Raw genomic sequence first — 15,933 nt, forward strand, 5'->3', positions numbered from 1 at the left:
CTCACACGGCATCTTCTTGCCCCGGTCAGCAAGGCTGCTGCCGGTGTTTCCCCCCACGCCACGAAACCACGGATTGCACGCAGTGTGCCGTGCCACCCCTGAGGTCAGCATCACAAGATTGTGACGTGAGGTGACAGGCGCCGTCCATGATGCAGGACATCTCGGATGAACGCCAGGGGAATGTCGGCTCCTAGAATCGACCGAATGAACGCCCCTGAATCCGCTGAACCCGTGCTCGACGTGCTGGTCGTCGATGACATTGAGGCCTCACGCCAAGCGCTGTGCGCCATGGTCGAACAATTGGGCCATCACGTCAGCGGGGTGTGTTGCGGCGAAGCCGCCCTGGTGCGGGTGCAAACCCGCCGCCCCGATGTCGTGCTGCTCGACTTGCTCATGCCGGATTTGGATGGTTTCGAGGTCACCCGCCGTCTGCGGGCCTTGTGCCGTGATCGCTGGTTGCCGGTGCTGGTCACCTCGTCCATGCAAGGGGATGAACACTTCATTCACGCCTTGCAGCAAGGCGCAGATGACTATCTGTTGCGCCCTGTGAACCCCGCGCTGCTGAGTGCCAAACTGCGCCACTATGGCCGTGTGCTGGCGCTGCAAGGACGCTTGTCCTCCGCTTTGCAGCGTCAGCGCGACATTCTGGACAACATCCTGGACGTGGTGATCACCCTCGATCCTCAGGGCCTGCTGTGTGATGTCAACCTTGCGGCCTGCCTGCGCTTGGGGCGGGGGCTGTCCGATCACGGCCTGCTGGGCCGCCCTTGCGCCGAGCTGCTGGGCGTTGATCTGGACACTTTGACTCAGCAGCGGGAATTGACCGTCCGCACCCTGGACGGCAGCACGTTCCCGGCGGAAATCAGCGTCAGCCCGTGGCGCCACGACGGCCAGATCCGCCACACCGTGGTGCTGCGCGACCTGACCGAGCAGCGCCAGATCGACCGCATGAAAGATGAGTTCCTGGCCACCGTCAGCCATGAGTTGCGCACGCCCTTGACCTCCATCCTGGGCGCGCTGGGCTTGCTGGCTGGTGGTGTGGCGGGGGCCTTGCCGCCAGCAGCCAAACCCCTGGCCGATGTGGCCCGACGCAACGGGGAGCGCCTCAGCCGTTTGATCGACGACCTGCTCGATCTGACCAAACTCGAAGGCGACCGCATGGTGTTGCACCTGCGCCCGGTGAGCCTGCCGGCCCTGCTCGGCGAGGCCCTGGCGGCCAACCAGGGTTACGCCGATCGCGGTGGGGTGCGCTTGGTGTACACGCCCCCGCCCGACGCCGAACGCTGGCGTGCGCGCCTGGACGGGGATCGCTTCTTGCAAGTCATGGCCAACTTGCTGTCCAACGCCATCAAACACACGCCGAGTGGCGCCCATGTGTACGTCGAACCTTTGAGCGAGGGGCCTTGGCTCCGCGTGCGCGTGCGTGATGAGGGGCCGGGCATCGATCCTGCGTTTCGGCCACGCATATTCGAAAAGTTCTCCCAAGCGGACGCCTCCGATCGGCGACCCCAAGGCGGCACTGGGTTGGGGCTGTACCTGACGCGGGTGCTGGTCGAGCGCATGGGCGGGCGCATCGTGGTGGAGGACACGCCCGTGGGCCAGGGGGCGGTGTTCGAAGTGAAATTTCCCCGGCTGGTCGAATCAACCTGAGGAGGACGGTGATGCAAAAAGTGATGTGTGTCGAAGACGATGCCGACATCCGCATGATCTTGGAGTTCAGCTTGAGCGGGGTGGGTGGCCTGCGCGTGCTGTGTTGCGACAGCGGCGCCCAAGCCCTGGCCCAGGTGCAGGACTTCCAGCCAGATCTGGTGGTGCTCGACGTCATGATGCCCGGCATGAGCGGCCCCGAAACCCTGGCCGCTCTGCGGCGCTTGCCCGATTTTGATGGCACGCCCGTGGTGTTTCTCACCGCCAAAGCCACCCAAGGTGAGCTGGAGCACTTGCTGCAATACGGGGCCACCGGGGTGATCGTCAAACCGTTCGACCCGATGACTTTGCCGCAAAACCTGCTGATGTATTGGGAGTACGGGCGTGGCGGCGCCCACTGAAGGGCCGTCCGCTTGGCAGGCGGGTTTTGCGGCCTTGCAACAGCGGTTTTGCGCGGGTTTGCCAGCACGATGGGCACAGATTGTCCAAGCAGAAGATGCGGACTTGCGGCTGCGCGCCTTGCATCAACTCGCGGGCGCAGCCGGAAGCTACGGATTTGCAAGGTTGTCACACCTGGCCCGCGAGGCAGAGCAATCGTTGCGGGACGGGGCCACGCCAGCTTGGCAGCCGGTCGGCTCCTCCTTGGAAACAGAGATCCACGCCTTGCGCCCAGCGCCAGCAACCGATCCTGAATCCGACACAGTTCGATGACATTTTTCCCCTAACGCTGAGGTGCAATGGCTTAACTTTCCAAAAAAAAGCCCGCCATCCTTCGGCCCAAGCCTTGTAGGCGACATCATGGAACTCAATAGCTGCATCGAAGGCTCAGATGTGCTGGTGCTGGCGCTGCGCGCCGACAACCTCGACGCTGGCAACGTGCGGGATTTCAAAGAGGCCGTCTTGGCTCAAATCCAGTCCCGCCAGCGGGTGGTGCTGGACTTATCCGGCGTCAAATTCATTGACAGTTCTGGTCTGGGCGCCTTGATCGCCTGCTTGCGCAAGCTCAACGAACAGCGGGGGGACTTGCGGTTGTGTGAACTGTCCCGCACGGTGCGCGCACTGTTTGAACTGATGCGCATGCATCGGGTGTTCGGCATCTACGCCACACGCGCAGAGGCCGTCCAATCCTTCGCTTGACCCCACCGAGGTGACCTTATGAAACCACTCGTTTTTGGCCCCTCGCGCCGCCACTGGGCCATCGCGCTACCAAGTTTGGCACTGTGGGCCGGGCTCGCTCTGGCACCCCAAGCCCATGCGGGCCCGGTGCAAGATCGCGTCAAAGCCAGTGGCACGGTGCGGGTGTGCATCTGGCCGGACTATTACGGCATCACCTTCCGAAGTCCCCGCACCGATCAGCTTGTCGGCATCGACATCGACCTGTCCGCCGAGTTTGCCAAGCACCTCGGGGTCAAGCTCGAATATGTCGAATCCTCGTTCGCCAAGCTCATCGAGAACCTGCAAAACGACCGCTGCGATGTGGCCATGCACGCCGTGGGCATCACCCCACAGCGCCAGCAAGCCCTGCGTTTTTCGCTGCCGTACTTGCAAAGCGACATTTACGGCATCACCACGCGCAGCAACCGCACGATCCGCAGTTGGGACGACATCGACAAGCCCGGCGTGCGCGTGGCCGTGCAGGCAGGCACTTTCATGGAGCCAGTGATGTCAGGGGCGCTCAAGCAGGCCACGCTGGTGGTGATTCGCCCGCCCAAAACACGCGAAGACGAGTTGGAAGCGGGCCGCGTCGATGTGTTCATGACCGACTACCCCTACAGCCGCCGCCTGTTGGACAACGCCGATTGGGCACGGCTGGTCTCGCCGAGTCGCCCCTTCCATCCCCTGCCCTACGCCTACGCCGTCAAACCGGGTGATGAGGGTTGGTTGCAGCAGCTCAACGACTTTGTCACCCGCATCAAACAAGACGGCCGTCTGGAAGCCGCCGCCAAACGCAACGGCCTGAGCGAAATTGTGGTGCGCCGTTGACCCCCCTGAGTTTGCAGTGATGTGACAGATGCGCGCCCAGGTAAGGTTCCAATGTTGTCACCGACGGACACCTGCCACCTGACTGCCATGACGTCCCACCCCCACGCCGCCACCCCGACCGTTTCGATCATCCTGCCCACGCGCAATGCGGCACGCACCCTGCCGGCCACGTTGCGATCGGTTCAGGCCCAAACCCTGACCGACTGGGAGTTGATCGTCATCGACGACAGTTCCACCGACGCCAGCGCCGACATCGTGCGGGCCGCCGCCAAGCGGGACACGCGCATCCGCTTGCTGCACAGTTTCGGGCGAGGCATGGCGGCTGCCCGCAACCTGGGCCTGCGCCTGGCCCGTGCCCGCTTGATGGCATTCCTGAATGCGGACGACCAGTGGATGGCCCACAAACTGGCACGGCATGTCGAGGTGTTGCAGCGCGACCCGGCGGTGGGGGTGAGCTTCGACCGCGCTTGTGTGGTGGATGCGTACAAGCTGACCTGGAAGCGACGGGCTACGCCGCTTCGACCGCGCTTGTGTGGTGGATGCGTTGGGGCAGGCAACGGTGTCCACGGCGTGGCCGGCGGGGGCCGAAGCGACACCCAGCGAACTGCTGTGCGAAGCCCCGATGGCCAGCATTTCCACGCTGGTGGTGCGTCACAGCGTGTTCGATGCGGTGGGAGACTTCGACGAACAAATGCGCTTCGCCGACGATTTGGAGCTGGTGGTGCGGGTGCGCTGCCTCAGCACCTGGCGGGTTCAAGCGCTGGACGATGTGTTAACGCAACACCCCCTCAACCCCAGCCTGAGCCGCGCCGACTTGGAAGCCATGTTCCGAGGCTGGCAAACGCTGATGGCCAAGGTGAGCATCTACGCGCCCGACTTGGTGGAGCGCCACCATGAACGCGCACAGGCGCTGCAACTGCAACGCTTGGCCCAACGGGCTGCCTGCTTGAAACTGCCGCTGACCCAGGGCCTCAGCCTGTTGGGCCGGGCACTGCGCAGCCATCCGCGCACCTGGTTGCGCCAACCTTTGCGGGCGCTGGGCACGCTGGCGGCCCTGGCCCGTTCGGCTTGGCACAACCAGCGTTATGCCTTCATGCCCAAGGCGCCGTTCTAACCGGCGCTCTGGGGGGTGGTGTCGGGGCTGTCCACGCGGTCGAAGCGGTAGCCGTAGCCGTACACCGGCGCCATGCGCCAGCCGTTGCGGCCATCCAACGCCAGTTTCTTGCGCAAGCGGCTGATGTGGGTGTCCACCGTGCGGGTGTCCACATCGGTGTTGAGCCCCCAGACCTTGTTCAGCAGGTGATCCCGCGACATGAGTTTGCCCGGGTTCTGAAACAGGTAAACCGCCAGGTCGAATTCCTTTTGCGTCAGGGCCACCGCCTCACCGTTCAAGGCCAGGCGATGGCGCTGAACATCGATCTCGTAGCTGCCCATGCGCAGCACAGGCAGGCCCGTGGGCCGCAGGCGCCGCGCCACCGCTTCAATGCGCGCCAGCAAGGCCATGGGCTGGGGCGGCTTGACGATGTAGTCATCGGCCCCAGCGCGCAGGGCGGTACACACCGTTTCTTCGTCCTCCCGCGCCGTGACAACAATCACCGGCAACTCCCACCCCAAGTTTTGGCGCACCCACGCCAAGAGGTCGGCGCCTGTGCCGTCGGGCAGCACCCAGTCGATCAGCAGCAGGTCGAAGCGCTCGCGTTTGAGACCTTCGATGAAGGCATGGGCGCTGTCAAACACCCGCGATGGATGTTGTCCACCTTGGAGCCACAGCGCCAGCAGCGCAGCCTGATCGGGGTCGTCTTCAGCAATGCCGATGTACATGGTTTCACTCCTTGCGACGCACCATGGCAGCGCGTCGGGCATCTTCTGGGTAAGCGTAGGTCAGCGCGCCTTGGCGCCAGGTGCCCAGCCAAATCATGTTGGCGGAGAAGGCATCGTGGTCGCTGGGGCTGAAAGGCCGGGTGTAGGTGGTCACCACACCACTATAAGAATGCTGGAAGTTTTCGAGCGCACTTTTGAGCGCTGGCCCGCTGGCATCCCCCCGCGTTTGGAAGAGGGCCAGCGTCACCAGATGGATGGCGTCATAGGTTTGGGCGGCGGCCATGAGCGAGCCCAGCGTGCCGCCCCCCAAATGCCGACGCATCCGCGCCATGAAACTGATGCGCCGCTCGTTGGAGGGATCCGGCAAGATCGATTGAACCATCAACGCCCCTTCAGCCGTACCGCCGGAACGCTCCCACACGGAGCGCAAGGACAGCGTCCATGGCCCCATCAATGGCCCGCTGAACTTGGCCGCCGTGCGTGCCCGCGCCAGCACCGCCAACTCTGGCCCCACCCCGTACACCACCAAGGCTTCCGCGCCGGCGGCTTTGGCGGCTTGTACATCGGCGAGCAGGTCGTTCGCGCCCAAATCGAACCGCACCACATGCACCAGCGCGATGCGGTGGCGCGACAGCTCGCGCTCCAAATCGGCCAAACCGCTGTCCCCATAACGGGTGCGATCGGCAAAGATGGCCACCTTTTTCAACCCGCGCCGCGCCACATCTTGGGCCAAGAAGGCCGATTGCAGCGAGTCTCGCGGCGACATGCGAAACACAAAACTGCTGGCCGCCGGGTAGCGCTGGGTGATCGGTGAACCCGTGGCCACCGGCACCATGAGCAAGTGTTGGTGGCTCTGAAACACGTCCAGCGCCCGCAGCGCCACCCCGGTGTTGCAGAAACCCACCGTGAACGCCACCTTTTCCTTGGTGATCAGCTCCTCGGCGGCTTTGCGACCGGCTTCGGGGTCGGCCCGGTCATCCCGTGTGACCAGCACCAGAGGCCGCCCCCGGTAGCCACCCACTTCGTTGATTTCCTTGATCGCCAGCTCGGCCCCGTGGCGTGCGCTCTGACCAAAATCAGCCGACCCACCGGTTTGAGGACACACGAATCCAATGCGCAGGGGCTCTGCCCCCGCAGGCTCTGCGGCCTGCGCAACACCTCCGCTGGCGACGGCGCAGACGATCACCGCCTGGGCCAAGCGGTAGCCCTGTGAATTGACCATAAAACTCCCTTCGAATAACGACATCCTTCGTGGGGCGAGAGGGTAAAGCTTTTGCTCAGGGGCTGTGTCCACAAGCGACGCCCGGTTGTCCCCGCTTCCTGTGGATAACCCTGTGGAAGACCTGTATTCACCCGACTTAACTGTTTGATTTCAAACAAATTTCAACAGATTGCACTAATTTTAGGCACTAGGGGGCAATCACCCCCCACCGCAGGGCCAGCAAGGTCAGCTCCGCTTGGTTGCTGGCCGCCAGCTTCTGCTTGATGTTGTAAAGGTGCGTGCCCACCGTGCTGCTGGACAGCTTGAGGGCCGTTGCAATGTCGTGGACGCTGGCCCCACGCGCCAGCCGAGTGAAGACTTCGAATTCCCGCTCCGACAGCACATCGAACGGGCTGGCCGCCGAGCCGTCCAACTGGGCCAGCGCCAGGGTTTGCGCGGTTTGGGCATCCAGGTAGCGCCGGCCAGCGGCCACGGCGTGGATCGCTTCGGGCAGGGTTTCCGGGGCGGCGCGTTTGCTGAGGTAGCCCTGTGCGCCGGCATTGAGGGCGCGTCGGGGATGGGCGCTGTCTTCGTGGGCGGAGAGCACGAGCACCGGGGGAGCCCCGTCGCGGGCACGCAGGCGGCGCAGGGTTTCGAGCCCGCCCAAACCGGGCATGGACAAGTCCAGCACCACCACATCCAACACCGTGGTGGGCAAGAGGCGCAACAGGGTTTCGCCGTCATCGGCTTCAGCCACCACGCGCAGGGGTGGTCGGCCATCGGGTGGTTGGGCCTCCAACAACATGCGGAAGCCCATGCGCACCACCGCATGGTCATCGACCAGCGCAATGCGCAAGCCCGCAGGTTCGGCAGTGGGGACAGGGGGAACAGGAGGCGTCATGGCGAAATGGGTTGAAAACTTCAGGAAGGCAGTGTCAGCCGTGCTTCGATGCGGCTGCCCCCTTGGGGGCGCCGTTCGGCACGAAACTCACCGCCCAAGGCCAGCACACGCTCGCGCAAGCCCAGCAGGCCGAAGCGCGCCGGCCGCTGGTCGGCATCGGGCAAACCTCGGCCATCGTCTTCGACGGCCACGCACACGTGGGTCGTCGTCGGCCACGACAGGTGCAGCACCACATGCCGGGCGCCGCTGTGCTTGAAGGCATTGGTCAGGGCCTCTTGCGCCACACGGTAGGCCGCCAGCAGCGCAGGGGAGTGGACTCCGGGCGGGATGGGATCGGGGGCCAGCTCGGTGTGCAATTGCACACCCGGGTGTTTGGGGCGCAAGGTGGTGGCCAGATCGCCCAAAGCTTCGGCCAGCCCGAGCGGCCCCAGCGACAGCGGTGTCAAGCGTGGAATCAGCCCATGCATGGCCTCATAAAGCCGGCTGGCTTCTTGATCGATGAGGGCTGCGGCTTGGCGGCCAGGGCCATCGCTCGCCGGCAAACGCAGCGCCAGCGAGCGCGCCAACGAACGAATCCCCGTCACAGACTGGCCCAACTCGTCGTGCAGCATGGCGGCGATTTCCTTGCGCTCGGTCTCCAGTCGGGCCTCCACCTCTTGGGCCCAATCGCGGCTGCGTGCCAGGCTGCGCTCGGCTTCAATGGCTTGGACACGCGCCGCCAGCGTCGCCTCAATGGCCTCGCCCAGCCGGTTGACCGCCGCCCCGATGAGCCGCGCCTCGCGCCCAGACAGCACCGGCAAGCGCGTGGCGTAATCGCCCTGCTCCAGCCGGGCCAGCGCCTGCTCCACCTGGGCCAAGGGCCGAACCAACCGATTCACCGCCGCAAACACCACGCCCAACAAAGCCACCAGCGCCAGCGCGGTTTGCAACGCCAGTTGGGTGAGATCGTCCCAACCATCGAGGATGGCACGGGAGGGGTCGGCCTCGATGCTGAGCTGGGCATCGCCAGGCAAACGAATCACCTGCCGCTGGGGCGCTGGGGCCACCAGATGGTGGAACCAATCCGGCACCTGGCGCCCTTGTTTGTAGGTCGGCTGGGGTGAACGGTAGAGCACTTGGCCCTGGGCGTCGATCAACTGGATGTCGTTGGCCCGCACCCGGCCCAGTTGCTCTAAAAAGGCCAACATGGCTTGCGGGCCAGCACTGACCACAATCCACCCCGTGCGCTCCAGCAACTGCGTGGCCACGCGGTTGGCCGCTGTGATCTCCTCGCGCACGCTGGCGCGGGTGGCCTCCAACTGCTGCCAAGCCAAACTCAGCGCCAGCGTGCCAACTGCGATGGCAATAATTCCGTTCAAGCGGAACGACAAGCTATCGGGCCAATGCCGCGAAAAAAAGGGAAACATGCGATGCGATCTGCCAAAGACGCCCAAACGGAGGGAATGCCGCCAATCACTCTGCCATATCTGCTGGTCATGCCGGTGCCGGTGTACCTGGATGCGCAGGGCCAGCGTTGGCTGGATGCGCTGTGGCTGAAGGATTTGCGCTTGCATTTGGACTATTTGCACGCCTTCACGCTGGCGTGCCCGTGCGTCCCACGCGACCCGCCACCCGGGGCTGAACGGGTGAACGATCCGCGCATCCGCTTTGTGGATTTGCCGGATCACGGGCGCCAATCGAGCCGGTTTTTCGAAACAGCGCGCCTGCTGTGGCGGGCGGTGGGCGAGGCGACGCTGGTGCATCACAGCATCGGGGATTGGTGGCCGCTGTCCATGAACTACTTGGCGGCGCTGTTTGCGGCGTGGCGGGGCAAGGTGTCCGTTGTGGTGGTGGAGTCCTCAGGCTGGCGCTTGATGCCCGGGCAACCTGCCGGTCTGGGGGCACGCTTGAAAGCGTGGTTGGCAGAAACCTGGGGCCGCTGGCACGTCAACCGTGCCAGTTTGGCGGTGTTCACCCAGGCGCAGTACCTGCGCAGCCTGCGCACCCGCCGCCAGGACAACGGCCATGTGATTCACGCCTCGTGGATCGATGAGGATCACCTGCTGTCCGAGACAGACATCCGCATCGATGGGTCGCACAAAGGGCTGGGGCTGGAAACCCCGCTGCGCGTGCTGTTCGCCGGGCGCCTGACCTCAGCCAAAGGGGTGGAGGTGCTGCTGGACGCCTTCCGCGCCACCCACTTGGGCGGCGCAGGGCTGGCGTTGGACATCATCGGCAGCGGCGAGTGCTTGCCGCTGTGCCAAGCCACCAGCCGACTGGCGCATGAAGGCGGCCAACTGCGGGTGCTGGACAGCGTTCCCTACGGCCCGGCGTTTTTCAATTTGCTGAGGCGGTACCACGCGGTGGTGGTGCCCAGCCTGTCCGACGAACAGCCGCGCATCGTGTACGACGCTTACGCCCAAGGCGTGCCCGTGCTGGTGAGCGACACCCCCGGCCTGCTCGATTGCGTGCAAGACGGCATCACGGGCCGCACCTTTGCACGCGGCGATGCGGCGGCGCTGGCTGGGCTGTTCGTGTGGGCGCACACCCACCGCGACGCCTTGCAGCGCATGGGTGAAACCGGCTGGCAGCGCGCCCGGGGCCTGACGCACCATCAGATGCACGCCCGGCGCCACCGGCTGTTGCTGGACACCTTGGCGCGGCGGGGGCTGATCCGCCCCCCTGGGGCAAACCCGGGCAAAGACTCCAGAAAATCATGAGCCCTTGTTCATGAGCCTGACCATGACAGCACCGGGGCCAGGGGCCGACACTGTGCCATCGGAACAGCAATTCCGCTGGGCCGGCTGCCCCCGAGGCAGCAGCTTCTGATCCCTCCTGAGGAGACGCACCATGACCTGGGAAACCCCGACCGCTGTTGATTTCCGCTTCGGCTTCGAAATCACCATGTACATCGCCGCCCGCTGATTCAGCGCGCCCGAGGTACACCCAAGGCGAGCGTGCGGCTTGGCGCCGTGGCTCGCCTTTTTCTTTGAAAGCCGAGTCTCATGAAACTGGTGGTTCTGGGGTCCGCTGCGGGCGGGGGGTTTCCGCAGTGGAACTGCAACTGCGCCCAATGTGCTGGCGTGAGAGCCGGGCAACCGGGCTTGCGCGCCCGCACCCAAAGCTCGGTGGCCGTGGGTGGCCCGGACGATTGGGTGTTGGTGAACGCCTCGCCGGACGTGCTGCAACAAATCCGCGCCACGCCCGCGCTGCAACCGGGGCGGGCGCTGCGCGACACCGGCATCGCCGGCGTGCTGCTGGCCGATGGCCAGATCGATCACACCACCGGCCTGTTCATGCTGCGCGAGCGCGGCCGTCCGCTGCCGCTGTGGTGTACCGACCCGGTGTATGACGACCTGACGCAAGGCAACCCGATTTTCAACGTCCTGGGCCACTTCTGCGGCGTGGATCGCCAGCGCGTGACGCTGGACGGCACCGCGTTCGAGGTGCCCGGCGTACCTGGGTTGCGCATCCGCGCTCTGCCGTTGAAGAGCAAACCGGCGCCCTTTTCGCCGCACCGCGAATGCCCGGTGGATGGGGACAACGTCGGTTTCATTTTTGAGAACAGCGCCACGGGCCGACGCATTTTTTACGCACCGGGTTTGGCGGAGATCGAGCCGCACGTCTGGGAAGCCATGACCACGTCGGACGTGGTGATGGTAGACGGCACCTTCTGGACGGACGACGAAATGGTGCGCCTGGGCATCTCTACCAAGCTGGGCAGCCAGATCGGCCACCTGGCCCAATCCGGTGCGAGCGGCATGCTGGATTGGCTGTCCCGCCTGCCGGCGAGCACGCAGAAGTGGCTCATCCACATCAACAACACCAACCCGATTCTGAACGAGCACTCGCCCGAGCGCGCCGCCTGCACCGCTGCCGGCGTGGGCGTGAGTTTTGACGGGCTGGAGATTGAGTTTTGAGTGGGCGATCCCCCTCTCCCCAGCCCTCTCCCACAAGGGGAGAGGGAGCCAACACAAGGCTGCCTGGTTCAAAGCCCCTCTCCCCTTGTGGGAGAGGGGTTGGGGAGAGGGGGACACCCGCCGCCACAGACACGACACATAGAAGGAGACCTCCATGACCGCCATCCTGAGTGAACAAGCCAGCGCCTGGTCGCGCACCGAGTTTGAAGCCCGGCTGCGTGAGCAGGGCAAGGCGTATCACATCTTTCACCCGTTCAACGTCATGCTGAACACGGGCAAGGCCACGCCGGAGCAAATCCGGGGCTGGGTGGCGAATCGCTTCAGCTATCAGGTGGCGATCCCGGTGAAGGACGCGGCCATTTTGTCGAATTGCCCGGATCGCGACGTGCGCCGCGAGTGGCTGCAACGCATCCTCGATCACGATGGGTTTGAAATCGGCGGCGTGAAGGACGAAGGCGGCATCGAAGCCTGGATTCGTTTGGGCATCGCCACCGGGTTGACACGCGAGGAAATCACGGACTTTCGCCACGTCATCCCCGCCGTGCAGTTTGCGGTGGATGCGTATGTGAATTTTGCGCGGCGCTCGCCCTGGCAAGAGGCGGTGTGTTCCTCGCTGACGGAATTGTTTGCACCGGAAATCCACAAGCAACGCCTGGCCACCTGGCCGGAACACTATCCGTGGATTGAGTCGACCGGCCTGCAATACTTCCGCAACCGCGTGACGCAGGCGCGACGCGATGTGGAACAAGGGCTGGAAGTCACCCTCAGCCACTTCAACACGAAGCCGCTGCAATTGCGTGCGCTGGACATCTTGAAATTCAAGCTGGACATCCTCTGGGCCATGAACGACGCCATGGCCACACGCTACGGAGTGACCGCCTGATGAACGACGCCACCCTCCCGCGTCTGGGCCACGGTTTCCGCCTGCAATGGGAGCCGGTGCAAAACTGCCATGTGCTGCTCTACCCGGAGGGCATGGTGAAGTTGAACCGCAGCGCCGGGGAAATCCTCACCCGCTGCGATGGTCAGCGCAGCGTTGCGGCGCTGGTGGCCGAGCTGGAAACGGCGTTCAACGCCCAGGGTTTGCGCTCCGAGGTGGAAAAGTTTCTGGAGATCGCCCAGGCGCAGCGCTGGGTGGTGCTGGCATGATCGGCGGCGTGGGGGGTTTGCAACAGGCGGTGGTCGGCCCGCCGCTGTGGTTGCTGGCGGAGATCACCTACCGCTGCCCGCTGCACTGCGTCTTTTGCTACAACCCGACGGACTTTGCGCGCCACGAAGACGAGTTGAGCACCGACGAATGGTTGCGCGTGCTGCGTGAAGGCCGGGCGCTGGGGGCGGTGCAGTGTGGGTTTTCCGGCGGTGAGCCGCTGCTGCGCGACGATTTGGAAGCGTTGGTGGCCGAGGCGCACCGCCTGGGTTACTACACCAACCTGCTCACCAGCGGCGTGGGGCTGACACCTGAGCGTGCCGCCGCGCTGAAAGCGGCGGGGCTGGATCACATCCAACTCAGCTTTCAGGATTCGACCCGCGAGGTGAACGACTTTCTCTCGCACACCAAAACCTTTGCCCTGAAGCAGCGCGTGGGCGAGATGCTCAAGGCCCAAGGCTGGCCGATGGTGATGAACGTGGTGATGCACCGCCTCAACATCGAGCACACCGGGCGCATCATCGAAATGGCGCACGAGCTGGGCGCGGAGTATCTGGAGCTGGCGAATTCGCAGTATTACTCCTGGGCGCTGGAAAACCGGGGCCATCTCATGCCCACCAGCGAGCAGTTGAAACGCGCCGAAGCGGTGACGGACGAATGGCGCGTCAAACTGGAAGGCAAGATGAAGCTGTTTTTCGTCTCGCCGGATTACCACGAAGCACGGCCGAAAAAATGCATGAATGGCTGGGGCAACGTCTTCCTCACCATCACGCCGGACGGCGCAGCGCTGCCCTGCCACACCGCCCGCATGTTGCCCGGCCTGACCTTCCCGACGGTGCGGGAGATGGATCTCAAAACCCTCTGGTATGACTCGGACGGCTTCAACCGCTACCGGGGCACCGGCTGGATGAAAGACCCCTGTCGCACCTGCCCGGACCAGGAAAAAGACCTCGGCGGCTGTCGCTGCCAGGCTTATATGCTGGCCAAAGACGCCGCAGCCGCCGACCCGGTTTGCCCAAAAAGCCCGCAGCACGGCGTGGTGCAAGCAGCGGTGGCGGCGGCCAATGCGGGTGAGGTGCCGGCGCGGCCTTTGTTGTTCAGGGATCGGGCCACGTCGCTCAAGCTGTCCTGTTCCGGCGCTTAACCTCGTCCCACAAAGGGCATGCCGGTGGCCAACACCGTCATGTTCAACACGTTGGCGCTCAGCGGCAGGCGCGCCATGTTGACCACGGCATCGGCCACATGACTCACGTCCATGCGCGCCTCGGCACGCACGCTGCCATCGGCTTGCAACATGCCTTGGGCCATGCCGGCGGTCATGTCGGTGGCGGCGTTGCCGATGTCGATCTGGCCGACGGCAATGCTGAAGGCGCGGCCATCCAAAGCGGCGGCCTTGGTCATACCCGTCATGGCGTGTTTGGTGGTGGTGTAGGCGATCGAGTTCGGGCGCGGTGCATGAGCCGAAATCGAGCCGTTGTTGATGATGCGCCCACCCTGCGGCTGCTGGCGCCTCATGAGGCCGAACGCTTCGCGCAGGCAGTAAAACGCGCCATTCAGGTTGACATCGACGGCGCTGCGCCAGGCGTCCACCGCCAACTGATCGGGCGTGGCGCCGACCGTGAAAATGCCCGCGTTGTTGAACAACAAATCCAACCGCCCGAAACGCTGTTCGATCTCCGCAAACAGCGCCGCAACTTGGGCGGGATCGGCCACATCGGCCACGATGGGGTAAGCGCGATCGGGATCGGCCTGGGCCTCGGGCGAAGCTGCGAGGGTCGATTGCAAGCGATCCAAGCGGCGGCCATTCAAAACCACCGTCCAACCATCGGCCAGCAGGGCCAGGGCGCAGGCCCGGCCAATGCCCGACCCAGCCCCGGTAACGAGGGCGATGCGTTCAGCGGAGGATGCGTCAAAAGAGCGTGTCATGGGCAGAAAGCGTGTGGCGAAAAACAGGCAGTCTGCCACTGCCCTGCCACCGCATGAAACCAGTACACGGGTTCGGGGACACGGCTATGCCGTGGCCGCCGCCATGGCCACGGGGGCCGAACAGACGCGATTGCGGCCTTCACGTTTGGCTTGGTACAGCGCTTGATCCGCCACGATCAAGGCTTCTTCCAACTCAATCGCTTCGGGCATCCACAGCGCCAAGCCAAACGAACCACTGACGCGCACCCCCTGCGGCAACAGCGGTGGCCCCAACTGTGTCAGCGTCTGGCATAAGCGCTGCGTCACCTCTTGCATGTCCCCGACACTGCGGGGGGCCAAGCAGATGACAAACTCCTCGCCCCCCCACCGAGCCAGCACATCGTCGGGCCGCAAATGGGCCTGCAAGGTTTGCGCGGTCAGCACCAGCACTTCATCCCCGACTTGGTGCCCATGCTGATCGTTGATCGACTTGAAATGATCCAAGTCCACCAAGCAGAGGCCATACGTTGCCCGGTTCTGCTCCAGCTCGGTCATTCGGGCAAGAAAAGCCCGGCGATTGAGCTGTTGCGTCAACTCATCGTGCGACGCCAGGTGGCTGACGCGAGAGAGCGCCGCTTGTAACTGGGCATTGGTGTGTGCCACAGCGCGGGACTGCTGCAAAGCATCCGCCCGCGCCAGCTCCAGAGCGGTCACCAGAGCCTGATTGCGCAGCTGCAACACCATGGCTTCGTAAGCTTTGCGCTGCTGCCAAAAACCAAAGTGGCACTGTGCGATCACATAACTGATTGCAGCCAACAGCAACCACCCCTTGCCATCCGCGACGATGAACAGCCCGCGTGCAATGACAGGCAGCCACAGCGCCAACATGAACATCACCAGCACCCGCCGCGACAGCAGTGCCACGCTGCTCATGAACCCACTGACCGCCACCATCACTAACAACACCAGCGCGTGTGTCCAGTGGGAGCCCAACGGCTCCTCAATGAAGAGCAGGGCCAGTGCCCAACTCAACCCTGCATAACTCATGCCTAACGCTTGTTGGCGTTCATCGTCAGCGGTGGGCGAGCGCTCACCCAGGCGCTGCGCCAGACGCATGCTGTGCCACATCGACACCGCCCGCCCCGTGGCAAAAACCAGCAATGTCCAAACCGGTTGGCTGGCCAATAAAGCACCGATCAGCAGCAAGGTGCCCAGGGCACTGCTGCGACTGAGTTTGCGTTCGCGCTGAACCAGTTGACGCAGCAACTCGCTGCGCACCGTATGTTCGTCAGGCTCCGCCACCACCACACGGGATGCGGTGTCCGTACTGGGGGCGTCGGAGTAAGCAGGGTCTGGATGCATCGTGTCCCATTCTGAGGGAATTGGGGGGGCAACGGAATCGGAAGAAAGAGGTACTCGAAAAGGTTTC

The 15,933-nt window shown here is 64.2% G+C and carries 18 protein-coding genes and 1 pseudogene; 13 read left to right on the plus strand and 6 right to left on the minus strand.

The window, feature by feature from the left end:
* Window positions 1–204: 204 nt before the first annotated feature.
* The 7 genes and pseudogenes from VITFI_RS13805 to VITFI_RS18495 all read left to right on the plus strand — a co-directional run bounded on the left by VITFI_RS13805 (window position 205) and on the right by VITFI_RS18495 (window position 4,744).
* Window positions 205–1,650 (plus strand): ATP-binding protein, encoded by a 1,446-nt coding sequence (locus tag VITFI_RS13805; protein ID WP_198301492.1) that lies wholly within the window; start codon window positions 205–207, stop codon window positions 1,648–1,650.
* Between the two features lie 11 nt (window positions 1,651–1,661).
* Window positions 1,662–2,048 (plus strand): response regulator, encoded by a 387-nt coding sequence (locus tag VITFI_RS13810; RefSeq protein ID WP_089417460.1) that lies wholly within the window; start codon window positions 1,662–1,664, stop codon window positions 2,046–2,048.
* Window positions 2,032–2,358: an Hpt domain-containing protein gene (locus tag VITFI_RS18935; protein ID WP_157725693.1), complete on the plus strand. Its 327-nt coding sequence runs from the start codon at window positions 2,032–2,034 to the stop codon at window positions 2,356–2,358. The genes VITFI_RS13810 and VITFI_RS18935 overlap by 17 nt, the downstream gene beginning before the upstream one ends.
* An 87-nt stretch (window positions 2,359–2,445) precedes the next feature.
* Window positions 2,446–2,784: an STAS domain-containing protein gene (locus tag VITFI_RS13820; RefSeq protein WP_089417462.1), complete on the plus strand. Its 339-nt coding sequence runs from the start codon at window positions 2,446–2,448 to the stop codon at window positions 2,782–2,784.
* Between the two features lie 18 nt (window positions 2,785–2,802).
* Entirely contained in the window at window positions 2,803–3,630 is an 828-nt protein-coding gene (locus VITFI_RS13825) for an ABC transporter substrate-binding protein (protein WP_089417463.1), read from the plus strand.
* Window positions 3,631–3,717: 87 nt separating this feature from the next.
* Window positions 3,718–4,077 (plus strand): annotated as a pseudogene (locus VITFI_RS18940) (glycosyltransferase family 2 protein); the annotation flags it as partial.
* Between the two features lie 85 nt (window positions 4,078–4,162).
* Window positions 4,163–4,744 (plus strand): glycosyltransferase family protein, encoded by a 582-nt coding sequence (locus VITFI_RS18495; protein WP_232476624.1) that lies wholly within the window; start codon window positions 4,163–4,165, stop codon window positions 4,742–4,744.
* On the opposite strand, the gene VITFI_RS13840 is transcribed toward VITFI_RS18495, so the two are convergent.
* From VITFI_RS13840 to VITFI_RS13855, 4 genes are all read right to left on the minus strand, one after another.
* Window positions 4,741–5,451, minus strand: a complete 711-nt coding sequence (locus VITFI_RS13840; RefSeq protein WP_089417466.1) for a response regulator transcription factor — start codon at window positions 5,449–5,451, stop codon at window positions 4,741–4,743. The two genes, VITFI_RS18495 and VITFI_RS13840, sit on opposite strands and share 4 nt — an antisense overlap.
* 4 nt (window positions 5,452–5,455) lie before the next feature.
* Window positions 5,456–6,673: an ABC transporter substrate-binding protein gene (locus VITFI_RS13845; protein WP_157725695.1), complete on the minus strand. Its 1,218-nt coding sequence runs from the start codon at window positions 6,671–6,673 to the stop codon at window positions 5,456–5,458.
* A 187-nt stretch (window positions 6,674–6,860) separates the two neighbouring features.
* Window positions 6,861–7,553 carry a response regulator gene (locus VITFI_RS13850; RefSeq protein ID WP_089417468.1) on the minus strand — a complete coding sequence of 231 codons (693 nt, stop codon included), beginning with the start codon at window positions 7,551–7,553 and terminating at the stop codon, window positions 6,861–6,863.
* A gap of 20 nt (window positions 7,554–7,573) precedes the next feature.
* Window positions 7,574–8,959: a sensor histidine kinase gene (locus tag VITFI_RS13855; RefSeq protein ID WP_198301493.1), complete on the minus strand. Its 1,386-nt coding sequence runs from the start codon at window positions 8,957–8,959 to the stop codon at window positions 7,574–7,576.
* 36 nt (window positions 8,960–8,995) lie between these two features.
* Between VITFI_RS13855 and VITFI_RS13860 the strand changes: the two genes are divergently transcribed.
* From VITFI_RS13860 to pqqE, 6 genes are all read left to right on the plus strand, one after another.
* Window positions 8,996–10,252: a glycosyltransferase family 4 protein gene (locus VITFI_RS13860; RefSeq protein WP_198301494.1), complete on the plus strand. Its 1,257-nt coding sequence runs from the start codon at window positions 8,996–8,998 to the stop codon at window positions 10,250–10,252.
* 130 nt (window positions 10,253–10,382) lie between these two features.
* Window positions 10,383–10,457: a pyrroloquinoline quinone precursor peptide PqqA gene (gene pqqA / locus VITFI_RS18945; protein ID WP_089418171.1), complete on the plus strand. Its 75-nt coding sequence runs from the start codon at window positions 10,383–10,385 to the stop codon at window positions 10,455–10,457.
* 80 nt (window positions 10,458–10,537) lie between these two features.
* A complete protein-coding gene (gene pqqB / locus VITFI_RS13870; RefSeq protein WP_089417470.1) occupies window positions 10,538–11,452 on the plus strand; it encodes a pyrroloquinoline quinone biosynthesis protein PqqB in 915 nt (304 codons plus the stop codon).
* A 154-nt stretch (window positions 11,453–11,606) separates the two neighbouring features.
* Window positions 11,607–12,335 (plus strand): pyrroloquinoline-quinone synthase PqqC, encoded by a 729-nt coding sequence (gene pqqC / locus VITFI_RS13875; RefSeq protein ID WP_089417471.1) that lies wholly within the window; start codon window positions 11,607–11,609, stop codon window positions 12,333–12,335.
* Window positions 12,335–12,601, plus strand: a complete 267-nt coding sequence (gene pqqD, locus VITFI_RS13880) for a pyrroloquinoline quinone biosynthesis peptide chaperone PqqD (RefSeq protein ID WP_089417472.1) — start codon at window positions 12,335–12,337, stop codon at window positions 12,599–12,601. Before pqqC ends, pqqD begins: the two co-directional genes overlap by 1 nt.
* Complete coding sequence (gene pqqE / locus VITFI_RS13885) at window positions 12,598–13,743, plus strand: pyrroloquinoline quinone biosynthesis protein PqqE (protein WP_089417473.1); 1,146 nt, start codon at window positions 12,598–12,600, stop codon at window positions 13,741–13,743. The genes pqqD and pqqE overlap by 4 nt, the downstream gene beginning before the upstream one ends.
* Here pqqE and VITFI_RS13890 read toward each other — a convergent pair.
* On the minus strand, window positions 13,740–14,525 hold the full coding sequence (locus tag VITFI_RS13890; protein WP_089418172.1) for an SDR family oxidoreductase: 786 nt from the start codon (window positions 14,523–14,525) through the stop codon (window positions 13,740–13,742). The two genes, pqqE and VITFI_RS13890, sit on opposite strands and share 4 nt — an antisense overlap.
* Window positions 14,526–14,609: 84 nt before the next feature.
* Window positions 14,610–15,866, minus strand: a complete 1,257-nt coding sequence (locus VITFI_RS13895; RefSeq protein WP_089417474.1) for a GGDEF domain-containing protein — start codon at window positions 15,864–15,866, stop codon at window positions 14,610–14,612.
* Window positions 15,867–15,933 lie beyond the last annotated feature (67 nt).

Source organism: Vitreoscilla filiformis, from assembly GCF_002222655.1.
In the GTDB taxonomy this organism is placed as follows: Bacteria; Pseudomonadota; Gammaproteobacteria; order Burkholderiales; family Burkholderiaceae_C; genus Ideonella; species Ideonella filiformis.

Coding starts and splice junctions, on each gene's coding strand:
- VITFI_RS13845 (WP_157725695.1), bottom strand. CDS start 6,673: ATGGTCAATTCACAGGGCTACCGCTTGGCCCAGGCGGTGATCGTCTGC.
- VITFI_RS13890 (WP_089418172.1), bottom strand. CDS start 14,525: ATGACACGCTCTTTTGACGCATCCTCCGCTGAACGCATCGCCCTCGTT.
- VITFI_RS13820 (WP_089417462.1), top strand. CDS start 2,446: ATGGAACTCAATAGCTGCATCGAAGGCTCAGATGTGCTGGTGCTGGCG.
- VITFI_RS13840 (WP_089417466.1), bottom strand. CDS start 5,451: ATGTACATCGGCATTGCTGAAGACGACCCCGATCAGGCTGCGCTGCTG.
- VITFI_RS13805 (WP_198301492.1), top strand. CDS start 205: ATGAACGCCCCTGAATCCGCTGAACCCGTGCTCGACGTGCTGGTCGTC.
- VITFI_RS13860 (WP_198301494.1), top strand. CDS start 8,996: ATGCCGCCAATCACTCTGCCATATCTGCTGGTCATGCCGGTGCCGGTG.
- VITFI_RS13825 (WP_089417463.1), top strand. CDS start 2,803: ATGAAACCACTCGTTTTTGGCCCCTCGCGCCGCCACTGGGCCATCGCG.
- pqqB (WP_089417470.1), top strand. CDS start 10,538: ATGAAACTGGTGGTTCTGGGGTCCGCTGCGGGCGGGGGGTTTCCGCAG.
- pqqD (WP_089417472.1), top strand. CDS start 12,335: ATGAACGACGCCACCCTCCCGCGTCTGGGCCACGGTTTCCGCCTGCAA.
- VITFI_RS13855 (WP_198301493.1), bottom strand. CDS start 8,959: ATGTTTCCCTTTTTTTCGCGGCATTGGCCCGATAGCTTGTCGTTCCGC.
- VITFI_RS13850 (WP_089417468.1), bottom strand. CDS start 7,553: ATGACGCCTCCTGTTCCCCCTGTCCCCACTGCCGAACCTGCGGGCTTG.
- VITFI_RS13895 (WP_089417474.1), bottom strand. CDS start 15,866: ATGCATCCAGACCCTGCTTACTCCGACGCCCCCAGTACGGACACCGCA.
- pqqC (WP_089417471.1), top strand. CDS start 11,607: ATGACCGCCATCCTGAGTGAACAAGCCAGCGCCTGGTCGCGCACCGAG.
- VITFI_RS13810 (WP_089417460.1), top strand. CDS start 1,662: ATGCAAAAAGTGATGTGTGTCGAAGACGATGCCGACATCCGCATGATC.
- pqqE (WP_089417473.1), top strand. CDS start 12,598: ATGATCGGCGGCGTGGGGGGTTTGCAACAGGCGGTGGTCGGCCCGCCG.